The 20,567-nt window shown below is 39.8% G+C and carries 22 protein-coding genes and 3 pseudogenes; 14 read left to right on the top strand and 11 right to left on the bottom strand.

The features are described 5' to 3' along the window. Nucleotides 1–2 precede the first annotated feature (2 nt). The 10 genes and pseudogenes from rseP to E4O00_RS08895 all read right to left on the bottom strand — a co-directional run bounded on the left by rseP (nucleotide 3) and on the right by E4O00_RS08895 (nucleotide 8,750). Nucleotides 3–1,355, bottom strand: a complete 1,353-nt coding sequence (gene rseP, locus E4O00_RS08845; RefSeq protein WP_253677011.1) for an RIP metalloprotease RseP — start codon at nucleotides 1,353–1,355, stop codon at nucleotides 3–5. 12 nt (nucleotides 1,356–1,367) lie between these two features. After that, a complete protein-coding gene (gene dxr / locus E4O00_RS08850) occupies nucleotides 1,368–2,522 on the bottom strand; it encodes a 1-deoxy-D-xylulose-5-phosphate reductoisomerase (protein WP_253677012.1) in 1,155 nt (384 codons plus the stop codon). Beyond that, nucleotides 2,522–3,379, bottom strand: a complete 858-nt coding sequence (locus E4O00_RS08855) for a phosphatidate cytidylyltransferase (protein WP_253677013.1) — start codon at nucleotides 3,377–3,379, stop codon at nucleotides 2,522–2,524. Before E4O00_RS08855 ends, dxr begins: the two co-directional genes overlap by 1 nt. A gap of 21 nt (nucleotides 3,380–3,400) precedes the next feature. Beyond that, on the bottom strand, nucleotides 3,401–4,084 hold the full coding sequence (locus E4O00_RS08860) for a di-trans,poly-cis-decaprenylcistransferase (RefSeq protein WP_253677014.1): 684 nt from the start codon (nucleotides 4,082–4,084) through the stop codon (nucleotides 3,401–3,403). Continuing rightward, nucleotides 4,085–4,642, bottom strand: a complete 558-nt coding sequence (gene frr, locus E4O00_RS08865; protein ID WP_253677015.1) for a ribosome recycling factor — start codon at nucleotides 4,640–4,642, stop codon at nucleotides 4,085–4,087. An 83-nt stretch (nucleotides 4,643–4,725) separates the two neighbouring features. Continuing rightward, nucleotides 4,726–5,568, bottom strand: a complete 843-nt coding sequence (gene tsf, locus E4O00_RS08870; RefSeq protein ID WP_253677016.1) for a translation elongation factor Ts — start codon at nucleotides 5,566–5,568, stop codon at nucleotides 4,726–4,728. A 20-nt stretch (nucleotides 5,569–5,588) separates the two neighbouring features. After that, nucleotides 5,589–6,465: pseudogene (gene rpsB / locus E4O00_RS14290) on the bottom strand (30S ribosomal protein S2). Nucleotides 6,466–6,641: 176 nt separating this feature from the next. Continuing rightward, complete coding sequence (locus E4O00_RS08885; protein ID WP_253677019.1) at nucleotides 6,642–7,262, bottom strand: nucleoside triphosphate pyrophosphatase; 621 nt, start codon at nucleotides 7,260–7,262, stop codon at nucleotides 6,642–6,644. A 17-nt stretch (nucleotides 7,263–7,279) separates the two neighbouring features. Continuing rightward, nucleotides 7,280–7,984: a HEAT repeat domain-containing protein gene (locus E4O00_RS08890; RefSeq protein WP_253679707.1), complete on the bottom strand. Its 705-nt coding sequence runs from the start codon at nucleotides 7,982–7,984 to the stop codon at nucleotides 7,280–7,282. 154 nt (nucleotides 7,985–8,138) lie between these two features. Continuing rightward, nucleotides 8,139–8,750 (bottom strand): hypothetical protein, encoded by a 612-nt coding sequence (locus E4O00_RS08895; protein ID WP_253677020.1) that lies wholly within the window; start codon nucleotides 8,748–8,750, stop codon nucleotides 8,139–8,141. Between the two features lie 128 nt (nucleotides 8,751–8,878). Here E4O00_RS08895 and E4O00_RS08900 point away from each other — a divergent pair, with 128 nt between their 5' ends. The 5 genes from E4O00_RS08900 to csrA are packed head-to-tail and all read left to right on the top strand — an operon-like array spanning nucleotide 8,879 to nucleotide 13,208. After that, nucleotides 8,879–9,370, top strand: a complete 492-nt coding sequence (locus E4O00_RS08900) for a hypothetical protein (RefSeq protein ID WP_253677021.1) — start codon at nucleotides 8,879–8,881, stop codon at nucleotides 9,368–9,370. A gap of 17 nt (nucleotides 9,371–9,387) precedes the next feature. Continuing rightward, nucleotides 9,388–11,259: a flagellar hook-associated protein FlgK gene (gene flgK / locus E4O00_RS08905; protein ID WP_253677022.1), complete on the top strand. Its 1,872-nt coding sequence runs from the start codon at nucleotides 9,388–9,390 to the stop codon at nucleotides 11,257–11,259. Nucleotides 11,260–11,276: 17 nt separating this feature from the next. After that, the gene (locus E4O00_RS08910) at nucleotides 11,277–12,524 is read left to right on the top strand and encodes a flagellar hook-associated protein 3 (RefSeq protein ID WP_253677023.1); all 1,248 of its coding nucleotides are present in this window, start codon (nucleotides 11,277–11,279) and stop codon (nucleotides 12,522–12,524) included. Between the two features lie 13 nt (nucleotides 12,525–12,537). After that, nucleotides 12,538–12,981, top strand: coding sequence for a flagellar assembly protein FliW (gene fliW, locus E4O00_RS08915; RefSeq protein ID WP_253677024.1), 444 nt, complete (start codon nucleotides 12,538–12,540; stop codon nucleotides 12,979–12,981). Next, nucleotides 12,981–13,208 carry a carbon storage regulator CsrA gene (gene csrA / locus E4O00_RS08920; protein WP_253677025.1) on the top strand — a complete coding sequence of 76 codons (228 nt, stop codon included), beginning with the start codon at nucleotides 12,981–12,983 and terminating at the stop codon, nucleotides 13,206–13,208. The genes fliW and csrA overlap by 1 nt, the downstream gene beginning before the upstream one ends. A gap of 146 nt (nucleotides 13,209–13,354) precedes the next feature. Here the strand turns inward: csrA and E4O00_RS08925 are convergent, their stop codons facing one another. After that, on the bottom strand, nucleotides 13,355–14,221 hold the full coding sequence (locus tag E4O00_RS08925; RefSeq protein WP_253677026.1) for an Rpn family recombination-promoting nuclease/putative transposase: 867 nt from the start codon (nucleotides 14,219–14,221) through the stop codon (nucleotides 13,355–13,357). Between the two features lie 111 nt (nucleotides 14,222–14,332). Here E4O00_RS08925 and E4O00_RS08930 point away from each other — a divergent pair, with 111 nt between their 5' ends. The 9 genes and pseudogenes from E4O00_RS08930 to cbiT all read left to right on the top strand — a co-directional run bounded on the left by E4O00_RS08930 (nucleotide 14,333) and on the right by cbiT (nucleotide 20,549). Further along, nucleotides 14,333–15,247, top strand: coding sequence for an ABC transporter substrate-binding protein (locus tag E4O00_RS08930; protein ID WP_253677027.1), 915 nt, complete (start codon nucleotides 14,333–14,335; stop codon nucleotides 15,245–15,247). Between the two features lie 19 nt (nucleotides 15,248–15,266). After that, nucleotides 15,267–16,251: pseudogene (locus E4O00_RS08935) on the top strand (FecCD family ABC transporter permease). After that, the gene (locus tag E4O00_RS08940; protein WP_253677028.1) at nucleotides 16,252–16,713 is read left to right on the top strand and encodes a YbaK/EbsC family protein; all 462 of its coding nucleotides are present in this window, start codon (nucleotides 16,252–16,254) and stop codon (nucleotides 16,711–16,713) included. 38 nt (nucleotides 16,714–16,751) lie between these two features. Then, nucleotides 16,752–16,889: a CD1871A family CXXC motif-containing protein gene (locus E4O00_RS08945; protein ID WP_253677029.1), complete on the top strand. Its 138-nt coding sequence runs from the start codon at nucleotides 16,752–16,754 to the stop codon at nucleotides 16,887–16,889. A gap of 46 nt (nucleotides 16,890–16,935) precedes the next feature. After that, nucleotides 16,936–17,761, top strand: a pseudogene (locus E4O00_RS14295) (4Fe-4S binding protein). 95 nt (nucleotides 17,762–17,856) lie between these two features. Further along, nucleotides 17,857–18,693 carry an Rpn family recombination-promoting nuclease/putative transposase gene (locus E4O00_RS08960; RefSeq protein WP_253677032.1) on the top strand — a complete coding sequence of 279 codons (837 nt, stop codon included), beginning with the start codon at nucleotides 17,857–17,859 and terminating at the stop codon, nucleotides 18,691–18,693. 111 nt (nucleotides 18,694–18,804) lie between these two features. Continuing rightward, on the top strand, nucleotides 18,805–19,401 hold the full coding sequence (locus tag E4O00_RS08965) for a TlpA disulfide reductase family protein (RefSeq protein WP_253677033.1): 597 nt from the start codon (nucleotides 18,805–18,807) through the stop codon (nucleotides 19,399–19,401). Between the two features lies 1 nt (nucleotide 19,402). After that, nucleotides 19,403–20,002, top strand: coding sequence for a precorrin-6y C5,15-methyltransferase (decarboxylating) subunit CbiE (gene cbiE, locus E4O00_RS08970; protein ID WP_253677034.1), 600 nt, complete (start codon nucleotides 19,403–19,405; stop codon nucleotides 20,000–20,002). After that, entirely contained in the window at nucleotides 19,989–20,549 is a 561-nt protein-coding gene (cbiT, locus tag E4O00_RS08975; protein ID WP_253677035.1) for a precorrin-6Y C5,15-methyltransferase (decarboxylating) subunit CbiT, read from the top strand. The genes cbiE and cbiT overlap by 14 nt, the downstream gene beginning before the upstream one ends. The last annotated feature ends 18 nt before the right edge of the window (nucleotides 20,550–20,567 follow it).

The following is a 20,567-nucleotide window of genomic DNA, read 5'->3' on the forward strand; positions in this document are numbered from 1 at the left end:
ACTTACCTGCTTAAAAAATATCCTATGTCTCCCCAAAGGGCAAAAACAAAGACTATACCGATAAAGGCTATGCCGATAAACTGAACATAGTACAGGACTTTAGGATGTATTTGCCTTCTAAATATAAATTCGATAAAGGCAAAAAGAATTAAGCCCCCGTCTAAAATCGGAATCGGCAATAAATTCATTATAAAAAGTGAAATCGAAATTATGCTTACAAAGTTTAGGATATCCGAAAGTCCGATTAAAAAACCGGCCTTAAAACCTTGGGCGGCGACATCGCCAAGCATGTGGGTAATGCGTACCGGCCCTGATACAGCCTGCCGTAAGTCAACTCCCTTAAACAAGAGACTTAAACTTTTAAACGTTAATATAAAACTCTTATGAGTCGAAATAAAGCCGTTCGCTATGCTTTTAAAAATGCCCGTTCCGGGAATCTCAACCTTGATGCTCTTTATATTCAGCCCAAGGTCTATTCCGTTTTCCGTCCGGATAAGGCTCACGGTTCTTGCTATCCTGTTTCCGTCTCTTAATACTCCCAATTCGGCTGTTTTTTCGTTTATCCCATCCAGGGCACGGCTTAAGTCTACAGTATTGGCAACTTCAATTCCGTTTACTGATGTAATGAGGTCGCCCTTTTTAAGTCCTGCAAGCTCGGCCGAAGAAGAAGGTTTTACGCCTTCTATTTCAAGAGGAATAAAAGAATAAAAGCCGATTATGCCCGCTCCGGTTTTTGGGTCGAGCTTGGGCCTAAGTTTTTTTGTAATGATTTGCCCTTCTCTTTCTATTTTTAAGGAAACCTCTTCCTTTGCTTCGGGCACTATGAGCCGCACAATGTCGGCAAAGGTTTCGGTTTTCTCGCCGTTAATGCTTAAAATCACATCCCCCATTCTTAAATCTGCCTCGCGGGCTGGAGAATCATCGGCTTCGTTGTAATAGTAAACGGGAGCAATCTTGTTAGAACTCGTATAATAGCTTGAACCTATGGCACTTACAATCGCAAGAGCAAGAACTGCACTTATATAGTTTGCAAAGGGGCCGGCAAAAGCAATTATAATCCGCTTAAAAGGGTGAACACCGTAAAGCTCTCCTTCTTTTTTAGGAATTGCAGGGAGGTTTTCTTCGATGGCCTGCTGAAAGGCCTTTTCTCCCTTCATACCGCAATAACCTCCCATGGGAATTGCAGAAATTCTATACTCTGTGTCTCCCTTCTTTTTTTTAAAAAGAACGGGGCCCCAGCCTATCGAAAAACTTTCAACCGCAACACCGCACAGTTTTGCGGCAATAAAATGTCCCAACTCATGGATAAAAACCATGATGCTCAATATAATCAAACCTATTAAAATCTTAATCATAAATTTTCCATCTTAATAAATCTTATTGCAAGAGGAGTTGCGGGCAAGCATCCTTGCCAAGGCAATAGCTCTTGCCCTGTTTTCATAGTCATAAACTTCTTCATAAGAAGAAGGTTTCATAGTCCAATCCGAATTTAAAACTTCTTGGGTAATGTCCGCCAAATCGGTAAAGCCTATCTTTCCATGCATAAAGGCCTCAACAGCTTCTTCGTTTGCAACATTAAAGGCTATAGGATAAGCTCCGCCTTTTTTAGCGGCCTCAAAACCCAAAGTCAGCATGGGGAAGGCATCGGTTCTGGGAGGTATAAATTCCAATTTTATAATTTTAGAAAAATCCAAGGGCTTTAAAAAAGTTTCAGGCATTTCGGGAAAACTTAAAGCATTTAAAATAGGATTTTTCATATCGGGAGGAGAGGCTTGAGCAAAGATCTCACCGTTTTTACACTGCACCATAGAGTGGATTATACTTTGAGGATGAACCGTAACTTCGATTTTTTCAGGCGGAAAAGAAAAGAGCTTTACAGCCTCAATCACCTCTAGGGCCTTGTTTGCAAGGGATGCCGAGTCTATCGTAATTTTTCCGCCCATCTTCCATGTAGGATGCTTTAAGGCATCTTCAAGTTTCATTGTGCTAAGCTTTTCCTTAGGCGTATTCAAAAAGGGGCCGCCCGAGGCAGTGATTATAATCTTTTCGATGTTTTCTTTTTTGTGGGCATTTATAAGCTGAAAAATCGCAGCGTGTTCCGAGTCGACAGGAATTATTGTGCTGCCGGATTTTTCGGCATCTTTAAAAATTAGCTCGCCCGCCTCTACTATGGTTTCTTTATTAGCAAGACCTAAATCCAAGCCGATTTTTATAACCTCTACAGAGGCCTTTAAACCGGCCGAACCTGCTATACCGTTAATGACTATATCGGCCCTCGATTTTTCTATCAGCTGCCTTACAGCTTCAACATCTATCTCGTGTTTTAATTTTGAATCCGTTTTTTTTGTAGAAACAAATTGTGCATTTTTAAATTCGGCAAGAAGATTTTTTGCAAATTCTAAATTTGAATGAACGGAAAAACCTGCGAGCTCAAACCTATCTGAAAATCTTCTTATTATTTCTAAAGAGTTTTTTCCGATTGAACCGCCTGCACCGAGGACGATAACCCGTTTTTTTCCCATTAGAAACCGCCTAACAAGAACATAGAAAGTGTATAGAATACTGGAGCCGCTATAATCAGGGAGTCAATACTGTCAAGAATTCCGCCCCGCCCTAAAATTACCTTACCTGAATCCTTTACATCTGCAGAACGCTTTAAAATAGATTCTATTATGTCGCCGATGATAGCGAATAAAGACGTAGCAAGAGCGATTATTATTAGCTCTCGCAATTTTCCGTTAAATTGTTTATTAAAAAAGTAAAATGAAATATAGGCTGCTATAACTGAACCTGCAAAGCCTCCTATAAAGCCTACAATACTTTTTTTCGGGCTGGCCTTAATAAACCCTCGGTTACTTTTTCCGAAAAGCATACCTAAAAGCCACGCAAATGAATCGCAGCCGAAACTCATAAGAAGAAATATTATTATGAGTGCCCCCCCATTTGGAAGACTCGATATTGCAGATAAATAAACTGCAAGTCCCCAAGGATAGATGAGCATAAACATTCCAGTTGTAAGACGGGAAATGCTATTAATAAAATTCCCTGACAGAGAAAATATTATTTCCATAAAAAGCATTCCGACTATTACACAGCCGAGCACAATAAAGATATATTGAAAAGGAACCGAATGCAACCCTATAAGGTATGAAGCAAGCATCAAAACAGCTCCGAAAAAAGCAAGTATATTTTTAGGATAAACAGCAGACCTTTGGGAAAGGATATTATATATCTCATAATTTGCAATTAAACATACAATCAATAATTCGATATGGTAAACCCAAAAATTATAATGGGGAACAAGATAAATAGAAGCTAAGACTAATGGCGTGCCTATAAAAAATAGGATCAGTCTTTCAATAATCTTTTTAATTTTCATTTTATTTCTCCCTTTATTAAATTAGGCGTTTCCGTAACGTCTGTTCCTTTTTTTATAATCTTCTATGGCTTCATATAAATTTTCTACTGTCCAATCCGGCCACAAGGTATCGGTAAAATAGAGCTCCGCATAAGCACTTTGCCATAGCAAAAAATTGCTTAAGCGTTTTTCTCCTCCTGTTCTTATAAGCAAGTCAACCGGAGGAATAGTACCTGTATCCAATTTTGCGGAAAACGCTTCTTCATCTATTGAAGAAATATCATCTGCATTTATTTTCTTTATTGCTCTTATAATTTCATCATGTGCTCCGTAATTTATGGCAAGCACAATCGCAGTTCCTGTATAGTCTGAAGTCCTCTCCCTTACCGAATTAATTTCATCTTGAATATCTTTAGGTAATCCGCTTAAATTGCCTATATGCTCTATACGGATATTATTATCGGCATAAAACTTAAGCTCGGCTTTTAAATGCTGTTTAATAAGCCCCATTAAAAAGCCGACCTCCTTTTCGGTTCTTTTCCAGTTTTCGGTAGAAAATATATAAAGTGTTATATAAGGAATTCCTAAATCTGATACAGCCTTTGTTATCCTCTTAACCGTATTAAGCCCCTCCCTATGCCCCATAGATCGGGGAAGTCCTCTTTTTTTTGCCCATCGGCCATTGCCGTCCATGACAATGGCGATATGTTTTAAGTCATCGGACATTTAGTTTTCCATTATTTCCTTTTCTTTTGCTTCAAGAACCTTATTTATTTCGGCAATGTAAGCATCAGTGGATTTTTGGAAGGAATCCTCGGCTGTCTTTAGCTGGTCTTCGCTTATCTTTCCGTCCTTTTGTAATTTTTTTGCCTCATCGATTCCGTCACGCCTGATGTTACGGACTGAAACGCGGGAATTTTCGGCAATGGTCTTTGCCTTTTTTGCAAGATCCTTTCTTCTTTCCTCGGTCAAAGGCGGAATTGCAATGCGTATAACTTTTCCGTCATTTGTGGGATTAACCGAAAGATCAGCCTGTAAAACGGCCTTTTCGATCTCGACCAATAAGCCCTTATCCCAGGGCTGAATTACTACAAGCCTTGCTTCGGGGATAGAAATATTTGCAAGCTGGTTAAGGGGAGTGGACTCTCCATAGCAATTTACTCTTATCTTATCAAAAAGAGCTGAAGATGCCCGTCCGGTTCTCAGCATATTGAATTCTTCTTTTAATGCGGCAACCGCTTTTTTCATTTTTTCTTCACAATTCTTTTTAACTTCTTCTATCATGATCTTTGCCTCCGATGTTTGATTTTAAAACTTAAGAATTAATGCTGCAAGGCAGTACCCCGCAGCATTAAAAAGGTCTTTACTTACATTCCGAGTCCTAACTGAAAAATAACCAGTTTTGACAAGCTCAAAGAAGCACCGGCCTCTTTACCGACTTCGGCCATTTTCTTTGAAACGGAAAGTTTATCGTCTTTTACAAAGGCCTGCTCAAGGAAGCAGATTTCGGATAAGTGTTTTGAAATTTTTCCCTTAACGATGCCTTCTTTTACATTATCGGGTTTATCCAATTCGGCAACCTGACCTCTAAAAATTTCTTCCTGCTCTTTGATATAAGCTGCATCTACATCCTCTTTTTTTACATAGAGGGGCATAAAGGCGGCTGCATGTAAACAGCAGTCATAAGCAAATTCCTGTATCTCGGCTTTTTCAAAGATTTCGGGTTTATCAGACTTTAAAACCACAATAACACCGGTTTTTTTATCGGAGTGAATGTAGCGTGAAAGATACTCGTCTGCCCCGGCCTTTACGCTGATTAAGCGAGTGAGGTTCATGTTCTCGCGTACGCGGGTAGCCAAATCCAAAAGCTTATCGTTAAGTTCGGGAGTAACCTCAGAAATGTCCTTATCAAAGGCAGTATTTGCAATATCGTCACCGACAGCGATAAAGTCTGCATTTTTTGCAACAAAGTCTGTTTCGCAGGTCATTTCGAGCATAACAGCCTTTTTGTGATCGTTTTTGATAACTATGATACCTTCGCTTGTTACCCTGTCGGCTCTTTTTTCGACAGCGGCCAAACCTTTTTCTTTTAAATATTTTTCAGCTTCTTTAGCGTCTCCGTTGCAGTGCTGTAAGGCTTTTTTACATTCCATCATTCCTGCACCGGTCTTATCGCGTAATTCTTTTACATCAGATGCTTTAATGTCCATAAATTTCTCCTATCGTCCTATTATTTGTCGTCGTACAAATCCTCATCGTTTACGAGAGAATTTTCATCGTCATCCTCATCATCTCCTGAAGCTTCATCTTTGGGAGTATAGTTGGAATAATCTGTAATTTCTTCTTCTCTGTCCTGATAGGGATCAACGCCTGAATCACCTGATTCTTCATCTTCTTGAAGGTTTTCGATGATTTTAAGACCATGCTCGTTATCGGCTTCGATAACTGCATTAGCAATTACGCCCGTAAAGAGCGAAATAGCTCTGATTGCATCATCGTTTCCGGGAATCGGATAGTCGATGCCTTCGGGGTTGCAGTTGGTATCTACAACAGCGATAATGGGAATACCTAGGGAGCGGGCTTCTCTGATAGCGATTTCTTCTTTTCGGGTATCGATGATAAAGAGGATGCCGGGGAGATCCTTCATCTCTTTAATACCGCCTAAGTTTTTCTCAAGCTTTACTTTTTTCTTTTTGAAGGGAAGCAACTTCCTTTTTTGTAAGATTATCAAAGGTTCCGTCAACTTCCATTTTTTCGATTTTCTTAAGACGGGCCAAGCTCTTTTTGATTGTTGCAAAGTTTGTGAGCATTCCGCCAAGCCAGCGGTTGTTGATATAGAACATTCCGCATCTTTCAGCTTCTTTTTGAATTGTCTGCTGGGCTTGCTTTTTTGTTCCTACAAACAAAACCGACTTTCCTTCGGATGTTACCTTGCGGACAGCCTCATAGGCCTCACGGATTGCAACGATTGTTTTTTGCAAATCGATGATATGAATTCCGTTTCTTTCCGAAAAAATGTATTTTTTCATTCTCGGATCCCAGCGTTTTACTTGATGGCCGAAATGTACGCCTGATTCAAGTAAATTTTTCATGGTTACTACTGCCATGTGATTCTCCTTTGGAGCTAAAAAGCTCCTTCCTTCTCTATTTCTCGGAACAGATTACCGGTCATCAGCGGCCTCAAAGGGAAGCCGCGCCGGACATCCTTCCGGATATTTACCGTAAAAAACGGCATGGAGTTATTATATATTTTTTTTAAGATTTTGTACAGAGGTTGGGCAGCTTAAAACAGGTTTATAAAGCTTTTTTCGGACAAAAGCTCATACAATTCCCTGACAGGCAAGCCGACTATGCCGGTATAAGAGCCTTCGATTTTATCGATAAAAAAAGAGCCTTTCCCTTGAATTTTATAGCCTCCGGCAGCATCTTTCCATTCTTCCGTTTTAAGATAGGCAGAAATTTCCTTATCGGAAAGGGGCTTAAAAAAAACCTCAGAGATATTCTGTTTTTCGCTTATAAGGCCCGTTTCGCAGTCAAGAAGGCAGATTGCACTCACAACAAAATGAGCTCTTCCTGAGTGGCTTTTAAGCATCATTTGGGCTTCACATTCGTTTTTAGGCTTACCGAAGATGATTTTTGCGTTTGGAATTGTTGTATCTTCGGTAAAAATGAGGGTATCGGCTGCAAGAATAAGCTTTTGAGGTTCAGCTCCATCGTTTTGCGGCAAAGATTTAAAAAGGCTTTCAGCCTTTCCTCTTGCAGTTAAAATACACTTTTTTACCGGATCTGTTTCATTTATTGAAGATTCATCGAAATTTGAGGGGCTAATACAAAATAAAACACCCAGCGAATCGAGTATCTCTTTTCGTCTGGGTGATTCAGAAGCTAAAATAAGCTCTTTCATTTTATTATTACTAAAAATTAGTTTTTGTTTTGTCCGCCCATTATTGATTTTAATACTTCCATAGCCCTGTTTCTTACCGGGGTTATGTAGTTAAAGTTATTGGCGATTCTCAAAATACTTTCAGTCATGCCCCTCTTATCTTTTACATTGGGAGCCAATTTTTCATAAGCGTTAAGAACTTCTAGAGCCAAGGAGCTTTGCGGGTTAATAATGTCGAATTTGCGGTTGATAAAGTTTATCATGTCTACAACTTCGTCATTATTGTTATAACCTAATTCACCTAAGGATTTAACGGCTTCCATTATTACTATCGGCTCATTGTCGGTGTACATAACGGTCATAAGAGACTTCTTAGCCTGTTCATTTTTAACCTTTCCTAAAAGGCGGCATGCTTCTCTTCTGACATCGGGATAGTTGTTTGCAACTCTTCCGTTTTCGCGTACAATAGAGGTAAGACCTACAGTGGCAAGAGAATCAAGAGCTTCCTGCAATTCGGGGGTTACCCTTCCGCCGTCAATAGCTTCTTCAACTACCTGTAAGGCTACAAACTTAGAATCTCGTCCTTCATTAAGAACCATTTCTTTGAGGATTACTCCTTCCATTGAGTTAAGATAAGCCTCTTCAACAGTCATCATCGATTCGGAATTTTTATCTTGTGCAAAGACAAGGGCTGATCCCAACAATAATATCATCATTATAAAAATTAAAGACTTTCGTCGCATTTCCAATTACCCCCTTAGTTTGGTACATATACCTTTATTTTCAATCATTTTCATTGTAAAGTCAAGTAGTAAAATCGGCTTTTTTGATTTTTAATGTTATTTTTAGTCAACTTAGTCAAATTTGATTAAAATTATATCAAACCGATTATAAGTTTTAAGGCACTAAAAGCCATCTGTCATCTATTTTTTCAAGATTATAAAATATAAGAGCCTTTGTAGCCGTCATCATCAAAACCTGAACCTTTGTAGGAGTTAAATAGGCAATATCGTCTACTCTTCCGTTTTGTCTTGAAGGAACAAACACATAATAGAAGTAATCTTCAATGCTTTTTAACTGCTTTCCTTTAAAAGCAGCAGGCAGACCTTCGCTAGTCTTTTTCAAAACATCAGGCTTTGAAAACTCTTTTATATACTCTGTCGAAAGCCAGTATCTCCAGCGTCCGTAATCCTTTTTTGCAGTTATCTCGTTTAATTTTTTTACAACCTCTTCAATCTCGGACTTTGCTACCTCCTTGTCCTTTTTGGTAATCGAAACGCCTTCAAATTGGGCTACAACTTCTTCATCGGCAGGTTTAGGTGTTTCAACCTTTGGTTGTGCCTTTTCTACAGGCTTTTCAACAACAGCGGGCTTTTTAACCTGCTGAGGTTTTGCTTGCGGTACAGGAGTTTCAACAACGGGAGAAGGCTTTGTTTCAGGTGCGGAAGCACATGAACCGGCTAAAACTAAAACAAGGCATAAGCCTAAAAAATAAACAATCTTTTTCATAATATCCATAATACATTTATTTTAGCCTTGCGTCAACTAAAATTTTACTTCTTTATATAAAATCAAACAAAAAGATTTCTAATGCTTTTTTTATATATGCCGATACTGGTTCTGAGGAGTAGATTGTTATGGAAAAACATTCGATTGCAGCAGACATAAAAAACATTTTACACGAACAAATCGATTTGATAGATAATATCTATAAGTTACAAAAAGCTATGTACCAAGGAGTTTTGGACCGGAACTGGCAGGAAAGTGAAAAAAATTTGAGCTCCTTAAATGAGGCCTCCGTAAAATTTTCAAATTTGGATAAGAAACTATATGGACTTTTACAGGCTGATGAGGATAATTCTCAAGAATTCGATTTTTACATTCAAACAAAACAATTTAACTCATCAGATAAAAAAACAATAGATTCTTTATACGAAAAATTAAAAGAAAAAATTTTCTATTCTAAGATAGAAAATGATGTCTTTTCAAATTATGTTTCACACGCTCAAGCCTTGGTTAAGGGTGTGGTCGATATTATTTCGGAAGAAAGAAACGGTAAGTGTTATACAGCTGAAGGAAAGCGGGTTAATACGGAAATAACGAGCCTCGTTTTAAATGAGGTCTTATAGAAATAAGGGGGTTATAGATGGCGGCATTTGATGCAATAGAATTAGGAAAAAGGAGTCTTTTTGCTCACCAGCAGTCGATTCAAACGGCAGGCCATAATATTTCGAATTCATCAACAAAGGGATATACGAGGCAGAGGGTAAACCTTGATGCCTTTGAGCCCATTTACAGGCCCGATTTATCAAGAGCCGAAACTCCGGGACAAATAGGACAGGGAGTTACCATAGGTTCGATTACCCGTTTAAGGGATGAGCTTTTAGATACAAGAATAATAGGCACCACAGATGACCTAGGTTATTGGGAAACGAGAAATTCCTACATAGCCCTTTTGGAGCAAGTTCATAACGAACCCGAAGATATTTCGGTCAGAAGCCGGATGGATCAATTTTGGGAAGCATGGCAGGAGTTATCTCTCTACCCTGAGTCGGATGCAGCCCGTCAGGTTGTGCGTACCCGGACTGAAACCTTAACCGATGTCATTCATCATCAGTTTAAGGGCTTGCAGGGCATAAGGGACATGGTTCACGGCGATATAGAAGCAACCGTAAAGCAGGTAAACGACATAACGGGCCGTATCGCAAAACTAAACGAAGAAATAGTTAAGGTTAAGGCTATGGGAGACAATCCCAACGATTTAATGGATAAAAGAGACCTTTTAACCGAAAAACTTTCTTCGCTCATAGACATTTCCGTAGATAAGAGGGATGAAGACGAAACCTATGTAATTCATACCGCCGGTTTGGAAATAGTACAGGGAAGAACTCATAGAACATTCGACTTTAAGGCTTCGCTTGAAAACGATAAATATGCCGATGTGGTTTGGTCAGATTCCGGAAACTTGGCTCATTTTGAATCGGGAAAACTTGCAGCCTTGATAGAGCTAAGGGATGTGGATATTCGGGACGAAATCAGAAAACTCGATACCATGACAATGAACTTTGTCGATCTGGTAAACGATGTCCACAGAAATGCCATGAGCCCCAACGGAAAAACAGGCATCGACTTTTTTAAAGAGCAATACTTTATAAACAATACCCTCGGTAACTTTGACAGAAACGGAGACGGAGAAGAGGATTCTTCCTATATTTTTAGAATTACGGGCACAAACACCCTTGATCCGCGCGAACAAATAGGATTGGAAGGAACTTTAACCCTTTCTTCAGGAGACGGCCTTGTACAGGTTCCCTATTATTCGACGGATATGGTTTCGGACCTTGTAGAAAGAATCAACAGATCCGGTTCCGAGGTGGCTGCCTACCTCGACCAAAACAATAAACTTGTTTTAAAGGGTATGACCAGCCTCGACAAGGAAAACCCCGACTTTGTTATCCGCCATATCGAGGATTCGGGAAGATTTTTGGCAGGCTATTCGGGCGTGCTTTCTCAGGCAGGGCCGGAAGGCGCCTATGACTGGGGAAGGGCAAACGCTGTTGACGTATTGGCCGGAGCCCAATATGCGGTTTCTCCCATAGCCCATCCTTCAGGCTGGATGGAAATGAACCCGGTAATCAAAAGCGATATACAGAATATCGCCTCAGGCTATAAGGGGCCTGAAGGGGTCGCCTATCCGGGAGACAATAGGGCTGCCCTTGCAATAGCCGCAATCAGAAATACGCCCGTTATGGTAGGACGCTCAGCTACTTTTGACGACTTTTTTGCCGACACCGTAACCGAAATCGGTCTAAAGGGCGAGCAGGCCGAAATGAGTCTAAACACACAGATTGCTATTGTAAAAGAATTACACGATATGAGGGATTCCGTGTCGGGCGTAAACATAGACGAAGAACTATCGGATATTATCAAATTCCAGCACGGATATAATGCATCTGCAAGGTTTGTTTCGGTCATCAACGAAATGATCGATACCGTTATAAACAGACTGGGCGTTTAGCCTTTTTGGAGTAGAATATGATGAAAAGAATTAGTACAAATATTCAGCATACGGACAGCAATTTTTCGATGCGCAATCAGGAGTCGAGGCTTCACAATCTGAACAATCAGATTCAGTCTCAACGAAAGATAACCCAACTTAGGGATGACCCTGTTTCTGCAGGCCACTCGGTAAGGTACAAGTCCTTCCTGGCCCGACTCGAAAGATTCGAAAAAAACACAAAAACTCTGCGCGATCAATATATGGCGGCCGAAACCTATATGAATAACTCCCTCCAAGTTATTCACCGTTTAAGGGAGCTTTCCGTACAGGGAGCAAACGGAACCTATACTCCGGACGACTTAAAGGACATGGCAGCCGAAGCTGATGAACTTTTAAAAGAACTCATTCAAAACGGAAATGCCGTCAATTCCGACGGAGTCAGAGTTTTTTCGGGAACCAAGAGCTTTACCGAACCCTTTGAAACCGTGATGGGAGATGTGGACGGAGCAGGTTCAGCCCTTATAACTCAGGTTAGATATAACGGCACAGTCGATTCAAAAGAAATAGAAACCGACGAGCTTTCTTTTATGAGAGCAGATCAGGCCGGAAACAGGGTATTTTGGGCCGAACAGCAAATTCTTATTTCGGAAACTGATGCAAGCAACTTTGTTATAAAGGAAGACACAAGCATCGAGGTTGACGGGGTTGAAATTCCTTTAATTGCAGGAGACAATGTTCATGCAATCATCTCAAAGATAAACGATTCGGGAGCTGCCGTAAAGGCAAGCCTTGACCCAATCACAAGCGGCTTAAACTTAACAACCACCGATGCCCGCCAGCTTTGGCTGAGAGATGGCGAAGGAAGCACGGTTTTATCGGAACTGGGCTTGATAAAGGCCGAACAAAGACCTCCCTATAATTTGGCAAATTCGGTACGCGTTTCGGGAGGCTCTATTTTTGATGCAGCCATTGCCGTGCGCGATGCCTTTCTTTCGGGCGATCAAGAAGCCTTGGGCGGAAAGATTTTGGGAAGCCTCGATGAGGGTATAAACAATCTTACTACAAGGATGGCCGAAACAGGATCCAAGTATGCAAGAGCAGAGGTCATATTGGCACGCATTGACACGCAGACATTAAATGTAACTGCAGCAGAATCGAGGGAAGCCGACCTTGACATTACAAAGGCGATAACCGACTTAAAGATGTTTGAACACACTCATCAAGCTTCTTTAAGCGTATTGGGAAGGCTTTACAGAGATTCTCTTTTAAACTACTTACGATAGGATGGAATTTAAGATGGAAATTAAGACAAAAGCTATGGGGCTTGTGGATATTCAAGATGAACAGATAATTGAATTGGTTGACGGATTTTACGGATTTGAAGAATTTCATAAGTACGCCTTGTTGGATTCCGATAAGGAGCCTTTCTTTTGGGTTCAATCCCTTGATGATCAAAATTTGGCCTTCATCGTTATAGATCCCTTTTTGTTCAGGCCGGATTATGAGCTGGATATAGACGATGAGCTTTTAAAGCCTATCGAAGTAGAATCTCCTACAGATCTCTTGGTTTTTGCCCTTGTTACAATTCCGCCAAGCGGAGGCCCCATCACTGCAAACCTTCAGGGACCTCTTATCATAAACAAAAAGAATAAAAAGGCTTTTCAGGCTGTCTTAAATGACGGAAAATGGAAAACCAAGCACGATATTCTTGCCGAATTGAACGCGGCGGGGAGGAACTGATGCTCATACTTTCCCGTAAAACAAACCAAAAAATCCTTATCGGCGACGATATAGAAATCACCATAATCGACATTCGGGGCGATCAGGTAAAAATCGGAGTGGATGCGCCGGCTTCAGTCAAGGTTTTCCGTGAAGAAATCTACCAAGAAATCCAAAACGAAAACAAGGCAGCCTTGGTTCGGGATGCCAAGCCGAACTTACCGGAACTTCATCTCAAAAAGAAATAGAAAGTTTTAAGGAAGCCGCAGTTTTTTTAACTTAACCGCAAAGGGTGCGAAGGACGCAAAGGTTTTAAAGGTATCCTTAAGTAAGAAGGCCGCCTTTGCGTCCGCAAGGTTTTCATAATCATATTTGACTAACGGCATATCGATTCTTATAGTGAGTCTATTTCTTCCTTAGAAAGTCCCGTAACCTTTGAAATTAGATCAATGCCAAGATTTTCATATCTCATCAGTCTTGCCGTTTCAAGTTTGGTTTGATAAGAGCCTCTTTCTTCACCCTCGGCGAAAGCTATTTCCCGTTCTTCTGCACGCTGTACGGCTATGTCTGTTTCATAATCATATTCGGCTAGTAACATGTTTATTACCTCCTTAGTCTTGCGTTTTAGGTATTCACGCAAAATATTGTTTGCTATACATTCTTCAACGGCCTTTTCAAAGCCGTTTTTTGGATCTGTTTCTTTCCATTTCCTTACCGTTTCCACAAATATACTGTATTCCTGCATCGGTTTACAGTTTTCCAATAAAGGGTGACGGTTTTGCCGATTTATGTTTATTACATTAACGGTTAATTCAAGATTAGGCAATGAAACTTTTTCGATAAAAGCATCTGAAAGTTTCAGAGTTTTATCGGAAGGATAGGTTTCCTCACCGTTATAAAAAACATAAAACTCCGGAGTAGGAATATTTAAGAGTTTACGGCTGTATTTTTCTTTTGATTCAAAAAGTGTCTCATACAGGCGGCTGATGTATTCAAGACAGCGCAAAGGCATATTCGGGTTGATAGTAGACTGATGCTCTGCTAAAATTATTATTTTGTTATCAACGAGGTAAGACACATCATTATAAAATGTCATATAGAGAACCTGATCAAGCCTGATATTTTTTAACCGCTCTATTGCCGTAAGCTTGGTATTATGCAAGGCATTATAGAGCGACAAAAAGTTTTCTTTTGCTTTTTCGTCTTCACTGAACAAATCGACAAAGACCGAGTCTTTGTATTTTCTGTTTGAACCACTCATAGCCGTTTCCTCACCTGTTGTATTATATCATATATCGGCGGGTTTTGTAAGGGTATTCCGGGTTTCCTCCGGGCTTGATTTTTTTTTCCTATAGCATTAGAATACCTCCCTATGAAAAGAATTACATCTATTATTATTTTTGCTTTAATTTTATTTGCAGCCGGATGCACAAAAGAATCTTCCGGCAAGCAGGATAAAAAGGATTTACCCGACCGTACAACAGCTGAAGCAGGGCCTCGTGTTATTGCAGGGACCATGTCCATAGTCGAAATTTTAGACGACTTCGGCTATAAAAATGTTGTAGGCGTTCCTTCAAGCCGACATCCTATGCCTGAACTTTATGCAAAAACCGAAAAAATCGGAAAGCCCATGCAGCCGGATCTTGAAGTTCTCAAAAGATTAAATGCCGACATTTATCTCGCCTCCCTGGGTTCAAAACCTACCTTGGATAAGCTTTTTCAAAACCAAAACATAAAAACGGAATATGTCGATTTAAATTCCTATGAGGCCTGTTTAAACACAATCAGGCACTTAGGCGAAATTACCTCAAAACAAAAAGAAGCAGAGCACGTAATTCAAACCATCGAAGCGAAAACCCTTGAGGTACGCCGCTCCGTTCACGGCAAAAAAAGCCCCAAGGTATTGATGCTTTTAGGTTCTCCTAAAAAATTGATGATGGGAACAAAACTCTGCTATACGGGAAGCTTAATGGAAGTTTTAAAAATTCACAACATCGCAAACGATATCGGAAACTTCGACAAAACCTATGTTCCCATAAATATAGAAGAAATCGTAAAACATCAGCCCGATGTAATTATAAGATTGACCCACACAAAGGCCGAAGACACAGCCGAAAGCCTTAGAGCCGAGTTTGCAAAAAACGAAATTTGGCAAAAGGTAAAGGCCGTAAAAGAAGACAAAATCTACGACCTTGACAGTAATTTATATACCGTTTCACGAAATATCAGAATAATGAATGCCGTCGAGAATTTAAAAGAAATAATCTACGGAGAAACCGAAAACTAAATTCCAAAAGGTAAAAAACATGCTGGAAGAACGCCGAAGAAAAATGCTCATCTTTCTCTTTATTTCCTGTGTTCTTCTGGCACTATCCATTTTGGCCGCAATCTATTTCGGCAGCACAAAAATTCCCGTCAATGAAATAATAAAAATCATATTTTTTAATGAAGCTTCAGATTTTACAATAATTATTTGGGATATAAGAATTCCAAGGATTATTTTAGCCCTCATCGTAGGAGCAAACCTTGCCGCTTCAGGCGTTCTTCTCCAAGCGGTTATTCAAAACCCCTTGGCCGACCCCGGAATAATAGGCATTTCGAGCGGAGCAAAGTTAGGCCTCTTACTGGCCCTCTTGATTTTTCCGCAATTTGTTACGGCAGCGCCCCTCTTTGCATTTATAGGAGCAATGGGTGCGGCAGTCTTGGTTTACCTCTTGGCATGGAAGGGCGGAGTAAAAACCGTCCGACTTATTTTGGCAGGTGTTGCAGTCAATGCTTTTTTTTGCGGGAGTAAGCTACCTTATCACAATCTTAAACAGCGACAAGATTCAAAACATAATGCTCTGGCTTAGCGGAAACCTTTCGGGGCGCAGCATGTACGATGTAAAACTCATTTTGCCCTACTCCCTCATAGGCCTTGCCGCTGCCCTTGCAGCCGTACGCCCCGCCAACCTCCTCTTATTCGGAGACGAAAAGGCAGGCAGCCTAGGCTTAAACATCACAAGGAGCCGAATTCTAATTTCGCTCACGGCCTCATTTTTGGCGGCTATTTCCACATCCCTTGTAGGTGTCATAAGCTTTGTAGGCCTTGTAATTCCCCACATTGTGCGGCTTATCACAGGCCCAAGCTACAAATATCTTTTACCCCTTTCAATATTAAACGGAGGAATATTTTTGCTCATCGCCGACACCTTTGCCCGCACAATAGCAGCTCCGATAGAATTACCGGTCGGCACATTAATGGCTCTAGTCGGAGGCCCTTTTTTTGTTTATCTTTTAAGGAGGAAGTAAATGGGATTAAAAGAAGCAATAGAACATTTAAGACTGTTTTCATTGGAAGACAGGATTATAGAATTCGATACCTCAAGTGCAACCGTAGATCTTGCGGCTGAGGCTGTAGGCTGTGCCCCCGAGTTTATCGTAAAAACCCTAGCCTTTATGGTAAAAGAAGAGCCTATAATCATCCTTCTTGCAGGCTCTGCCCGCATAGATAATGCAAAATTCAGAAAGGCCTTTCATTGCAAAACGAAGATGATGAATGAAGAACAGCTTTTAACCTTTATCGGACATCCTGCAGGAGGTGTCTGTCCCTTCGGCTTAAAGACCGAGGTACCTGTCTACATCGATGAATCTATAAAAAATCTGGAAACGGTCTATCCTGCAGCGGGTACCGAAAATACGGCTGTCAGAATGAATGTTGAAGAACTTGAGAAAGCCTCAAGGGCGGTCTCTTGGATAAATGTGAGCAAATAAACATTTAAGAATAGCAATTATAAAAAATGGGAGCTTATATGAAAAATAAGATAGCGGCAATCCTTGTTATTATTGCGGCATCAGCTTTTACAATTATAGGGATATACCGCGGAGAAGTCGCGGTAGTACTTAAAAAGGCAGTAAATATCTGTATGGAGTGCATAGGAATTGGCTAAACAAAAAACTCTTAATAAAAAACGCCATGCAATTCAAGCCCTTGGAATGATGGCATTAAACGGAAACCTGACAGGCTTTTTAAAGGGTCAAATTTATAAAGGGCCCATGAAAAAAGTCTGTATGCCGGTTCTAAACTGTTACTCATGTCCGGGAGCTTTGTTCGGCTGTCCCATAGGCTCGATACAGGCAACTATAGGAAGCAGGAATTTTAACTTTGCCTTTTATGTTGTAGGCCTCACAGCTCTTTTTGCAATAGCAGCCGGAAGACTTTTTTGCGGATATCTTTGCCCCTTCGGTCTATTACAAGATCTTTTGGATAAAATTCCTTTAAAAAAAATTTAAGGTTCCGCAAAAGATAAACAGAGTTTTAAAATATCTAAAATATTTTATCCTTGCCTTTTTTGTCTTTGTTCTTCCGTTTGCCTTGCAGGACAAGTACGGCTTAAGCGATCCCTACTTTTGTAAATATATTTGTCCATCTGGAATTGTCTTTGGAGCCATTCCGCTCATATCGGTAAACCAAGCCCTTACCTCCTCCTTAGGAGCCTTATTCGGACTTAAACTAACTATCACAATAATAATAGCGATGCTTTCAATAATTTTTTACAGACCCTTTTGCCGCTATGTATGCCCACTCGGAGCCCTTTTAGGCATCTTCAATCCCATAAGCCTTTACCGCCTAAAAATCAATAACAAGTGTATAAAATGCAAAAAATGCGAAAGAACCTGCAAGCTTGACATTCCTACATATAAGAGCCCAAACAGCCCCGAATGTATAAGATGCGGAGAATGTATCAAGGCCTGCCCAGTTCATGCAATCGAACACAGCTTCCTTTTTACGGAAAAGGATCAAGCCCAAGCCGAAAAATAAGTTTTATAATATCTATACTGGTTTTTTCAGCTTGAGAATCACAACGATTGAAAAACTGCCTATACTGTGGTATAATAAACTACAAGGAGGTGCAAATGAGAAAAAATTTTGATGAGTTGACCATTGCGGATGATTTTATGTTTTGTAAGATCATGCAGGACGAAGAGACATGTAAAACCTTCCTTGAAATGACTCTAGCCGATAAAATCGGAAAAATCTCATATCTTTCGTCTCAAAATGCAATAACCACGGGTGCGGGAGCTAAGTCAATAAGGCTTGATATTCTAGTAAAAGATGAAACAGGCAAATCTTACGATATTGAGATGCAGGCTGTAAATGAGCATAATCTTCCTAAGCGTATGCGTTACTATCAGGCAGCACTAGACATTTTATTTTTAGATAAGGGAAAGCATTATAGCAACCTAAATGACAGTTATATAATCTTTCTTTGCCTTTTTGATTCGGTCGGGAAAGATATGCCCCTTTATTCCTTTGAAAATATATGCATTGAAGATAGGCAAATACTCTTAAATGACGGAGCAAAAAAGATTATAATCAATGCAAATGCCTTTTCAAAAGCAAAGGATAAAAATTTAAGCGGATTTTTGGAATATGTAAAAACCGGTAAGGTTACAACAGAGTTTACAGGGAGGATAGAAAAAATGATAGAAACACTAAAAAGCAACGAACAAGCAAGAAGTGAATACAGATTTATCTCAGGCTTTGAAATGGATGCACACCACTACGGTAGACAAGAAGGAATGAAAGAGGGAATGAAAGAGGGAATGAAAAAAGGATTAGCTAAAGGTTTTGCCGATGGGGCTTACCAAAATAAACTTGAAACAGCAAAAAACTTGATTGATATAGGCTTATCCATTGAAAATATTATAAAGGCTACAGGCTTAAGCCGTGAAGAAATTGAAAAACTCTAATTCAAGTCTTAATATTTACATGACAAATTTTCTTAAATCCCTTGATTATTCCATAAAGTCTAAGTATATTTTCGGATAAGAACTTAAAAATTACTTTATAGGAGTTTACAAATGAAAAAATTACATTTTTATGTGTTAATAGCAATATTTGCAAGCGTATTTTTTATATCTTGCTCGAAAGCAGAAGCAAAAGGTAATGAAGAAGCAAAGACATCTGCAATTACAAGTCAGTCGGAGTCAAAAAATTCAGATGATGACAAAAACAGGCTTATGTTTTCGACAAAGGACCTTGACGGAAAAACTGTTACTAATGAAATTTTCGAAAAATATGATGTTACCTTAATCAATATTTGGGGAACATTTTGCGGCCCATGCAGGGCGGAATTACCGGACTTGGAAGCTGCATACAAAGCTTATTCAGGTAAAAAGGTAAATGTAATTGCCCTTACAGCCGACCTCCAGGAAGGAGACCAAGAAACTTTGGCCTTTGCCAAAGAATTGTGGAAAGAGGCCGGCTGTTCTTTTCAGGCCCTCGTAACTGTCGATAACTTTCTTCCCATTTATCAGCAAATTGCAGGAGTACCTACAAGCTTCATTGTAGACAAAAACGGTAGGCCCATACCTGGAACGCTCCACACCGGCAGATTAAATAAGGCCGGCTTTGAAAAACTTTTTGAAACAGCCTTAAAAGCCGTAGGATCAAAATAAAATGTCCTTAATTATTGCCGGAGCAGGTCCGGGAAATATAGAGCTTTTAACCCAAGAAGCTGTGCGTGCAATCAAGGACGCAGATATAGTTGCAGGCTTTGAACGCATAGCTTCCGATATTCAGCCGATAAGGAATGATGTAAAACATTTAAAAACTATTTCGGACATTCTTGATCTTCCGATAGATACAAAAAAAGTTTTAGTCCTTGCTTCAGGTGATCCATGTTTTTTCGGTATTACGGAATTCGTAAAAAAGAAGAACATAAAAATAGAAAAGGTTATAACGGGTATTTCTTCAATGCAATACCTCATGTGCAAACTTCAAAAGCAATGGCAAAATCTTATATTTTATTCCTTTCACGGAAGAGAAGCAGATTTTACGGAAATGCATAATAAGGAAAGCTTTTTTATTCTTACGGACAAGGCAAATAATCCGGACACCATATCGGCTAGATTAAAAAAAGAAGGCTTTATCGGCCGCCTCTTTGTAGGCTACAATCTTTCATATCCTGATGAAGCGATTGAAGAATATAATATAGGCGACAAAATTATAGTAAAATCTTTTTTAAATACTGTATTGGTTCAAAATGAAAAACATTAAAGATTCCGAATTTATCAGAGGCGAGGTGCCGATGACCAAATTCAATATCAGAAACCTTTCTCTCGCCCATCTCCAAATAGAAAAGGGAGACAGATTTTTGGATATAGGCGGAGGAACGGGGTCTGTGTCGGTTGAAGCAGCCTTGCAGGGAGCAGAAGTTTCAACGGTCGAATTAAACGAAGAGGCCTGCTCACTGATATTGGAAAACGCAAAAAAATTCGGGGTTAAAATAAATTTGATTTCAGGCAAGGCTCCTGAGGCTCTTGTAAATTACGCAAGCGATGCCATCTTTGATAAGTGTTTTATAGGCGGAAGCGGGGGCGAGTTAAAAAATATTTTTGACTATTTGGAAGGTCATCTAAAAAAAGGCGGAATAATCTGTGCAAATTTTATTCTTATAAAAAATTTAAACGAATTTTTAGAGCTCCTCCCGAAATACGGATATACCGAAATTGAAACCCATCTTATTCAAACAGCCGCTATGGGAAAATCAGGGCTTTTTAAGGGGGAAAATCCTATCTATATTGTAAAAGCTTGTAAGAACTAAAATTAAAAAACCGAATAG

The organism is Treponema sp. OMZ 788, from assembly GCF_024181245.1.
Taxonomy (GTDB): Bacteria; Spirochaetota; Spirochaetia; order Treponematales; family Treponemataceae; genus Treponema_B.

Coding starts and splice junctions, on each gene's coding strand:
- fliW (WP_253677024.1), top strand. CDS start 12,538: ATGGAAATTAAGACAAAAGCTATGGGGCTTGTGGATATTCAAGATGAA.
- cbiE (WP_253677034.1), top strand. CDS start 19,403: ATGTCCTTAATTATTGCCGGAGCAGGTCCGGGAAATATAGAGCTTTTA.
- E4O00_RS08860 (WP_253677014.1), bottom strand. CDS start 4,084: ATGTCCGATGACTTAAAACATATCGCCATTGTCATGGACGGCAATGGC.
- E4O00_RS08900 (WP_253677021.1), top strand. CDS start 8,879: ATGGAAAAACATTCGATTGCAGCAGACATAAAAAACATTTTACACGAA.
- tsf (WP_253677016.1), bottom strand. CDS start 5,568: ATGGACATTAAAGCATCTGATGTAAAAGAATTACGCGATAAGACCGGT.
- csrA (WP_253677025.1), top strand. CDS start 12,981: ATGCTCATACTTTCCCGTAAAACAAACCAAAAAATCCTTATCGGCGAC.
- rseP (WP_253677011.1), bottom strand. CDS start 1,355: ATGATTAAGATTTTAATAGGTTTGATTATATTGAGCATCATGGTTTTT.
- E4O00_RS08910 (WP_253677023.1), top strand. CDS start 11,277: ATGATGAAAAGAATTAGTACAAATATTCAGCATACGGACAGCAATTTT.
- E4O00_RS08960 (WP_253677032.1), top strand. CDS start 17,857: ATGAGAAAAAATTTTGATGAGTTGACCATTGCGGATGATTTTATGTTT.
- E4O00_RS08895 (WP_253677020.1), bottom strand. CDS start 8,750: ATGAAAAAGATTGTTTATTTTTTAGGCTTATGCCTTGTTTTAGTTTTA.
- E4O00_RS08945 (WP_253677029.1), top strand. CDS start 16,752: ATGAAAAATAAGATAGCGGCAATCCTTGTTATTATTGCGGCATCAGCT.
- dxr (WP_253677012.1), bottom strand. CDS start 2,522: ATGGGAAAAAAACGGGTTATCGTCCTCGGTGCAGGCGGTTCAATCGGA.
- E4O00_RS08885 (WP_253677019.1), bottom strand. CDS start 7,262: ATGAAAGAGCTTATTTTAGCTTCTGAATCACCCAGACGAAAAGAGATA.
- E4O00_RS08940 (WP_253677028.1), top strand. CDS start 16,252: ATGGGATTAAAAGAAGCAATAGAACATTTAAGACTGTTTTCATTGGAA.
- flgK (WP_253677022.1), top strand. CDS start 9,388: ATGGCGGCATTTGATGCAATAGAATTAGGAAAAAGGAGTCTTTTTGCT.
- E4O00_RS08925 (WP_253677026.1), bottom strand. CDS start 14,221: ATGAGTGGTTCAAACAGAAAATACAAAGACTCGGTCTTTGTCGATTTG.
- E4O00_RS08930 (WP_253677027.1), top strand. CDS start 14,333: ATGAAAAGAATTACATCTATTATTATTTTTGCTTTAATTTTATTTGCA.
- E4O00_RS08890 (WP_253679707.1), bottom strand. CDS start 7,984: ATGCGACGAAAGTCTTTAATTTTTATAATGATGATATTATTGTTGGGA.
- E4O00_RS08965 (WP_253677033.1), top strand. CDS start 18,805: ATGAAAAAATTACATTTTTATGTGTTAATAGCAATATTTGCAAGCGTA.
- frr (WP_253677015.1), bottom strand. CDS start 4,642: ATGATAGAAGAAGTTAAAAAGAATTGTGAAGAAAAAATGAAAAAAGCG.
- cbiT (WP_253677035.1), top strand. CDS start 19,989: ATGAAAAACATTAAAGATTCCGAATTTATCAGAGGCGAGGTGCCGATG.
- E4O00_RS08855 (WP_253677013.1), bottom strand. CDS start 3,379: ATGAAAATTAAAAAGATTATTGAAAGACTGATCCTATTTTTTATAGGC.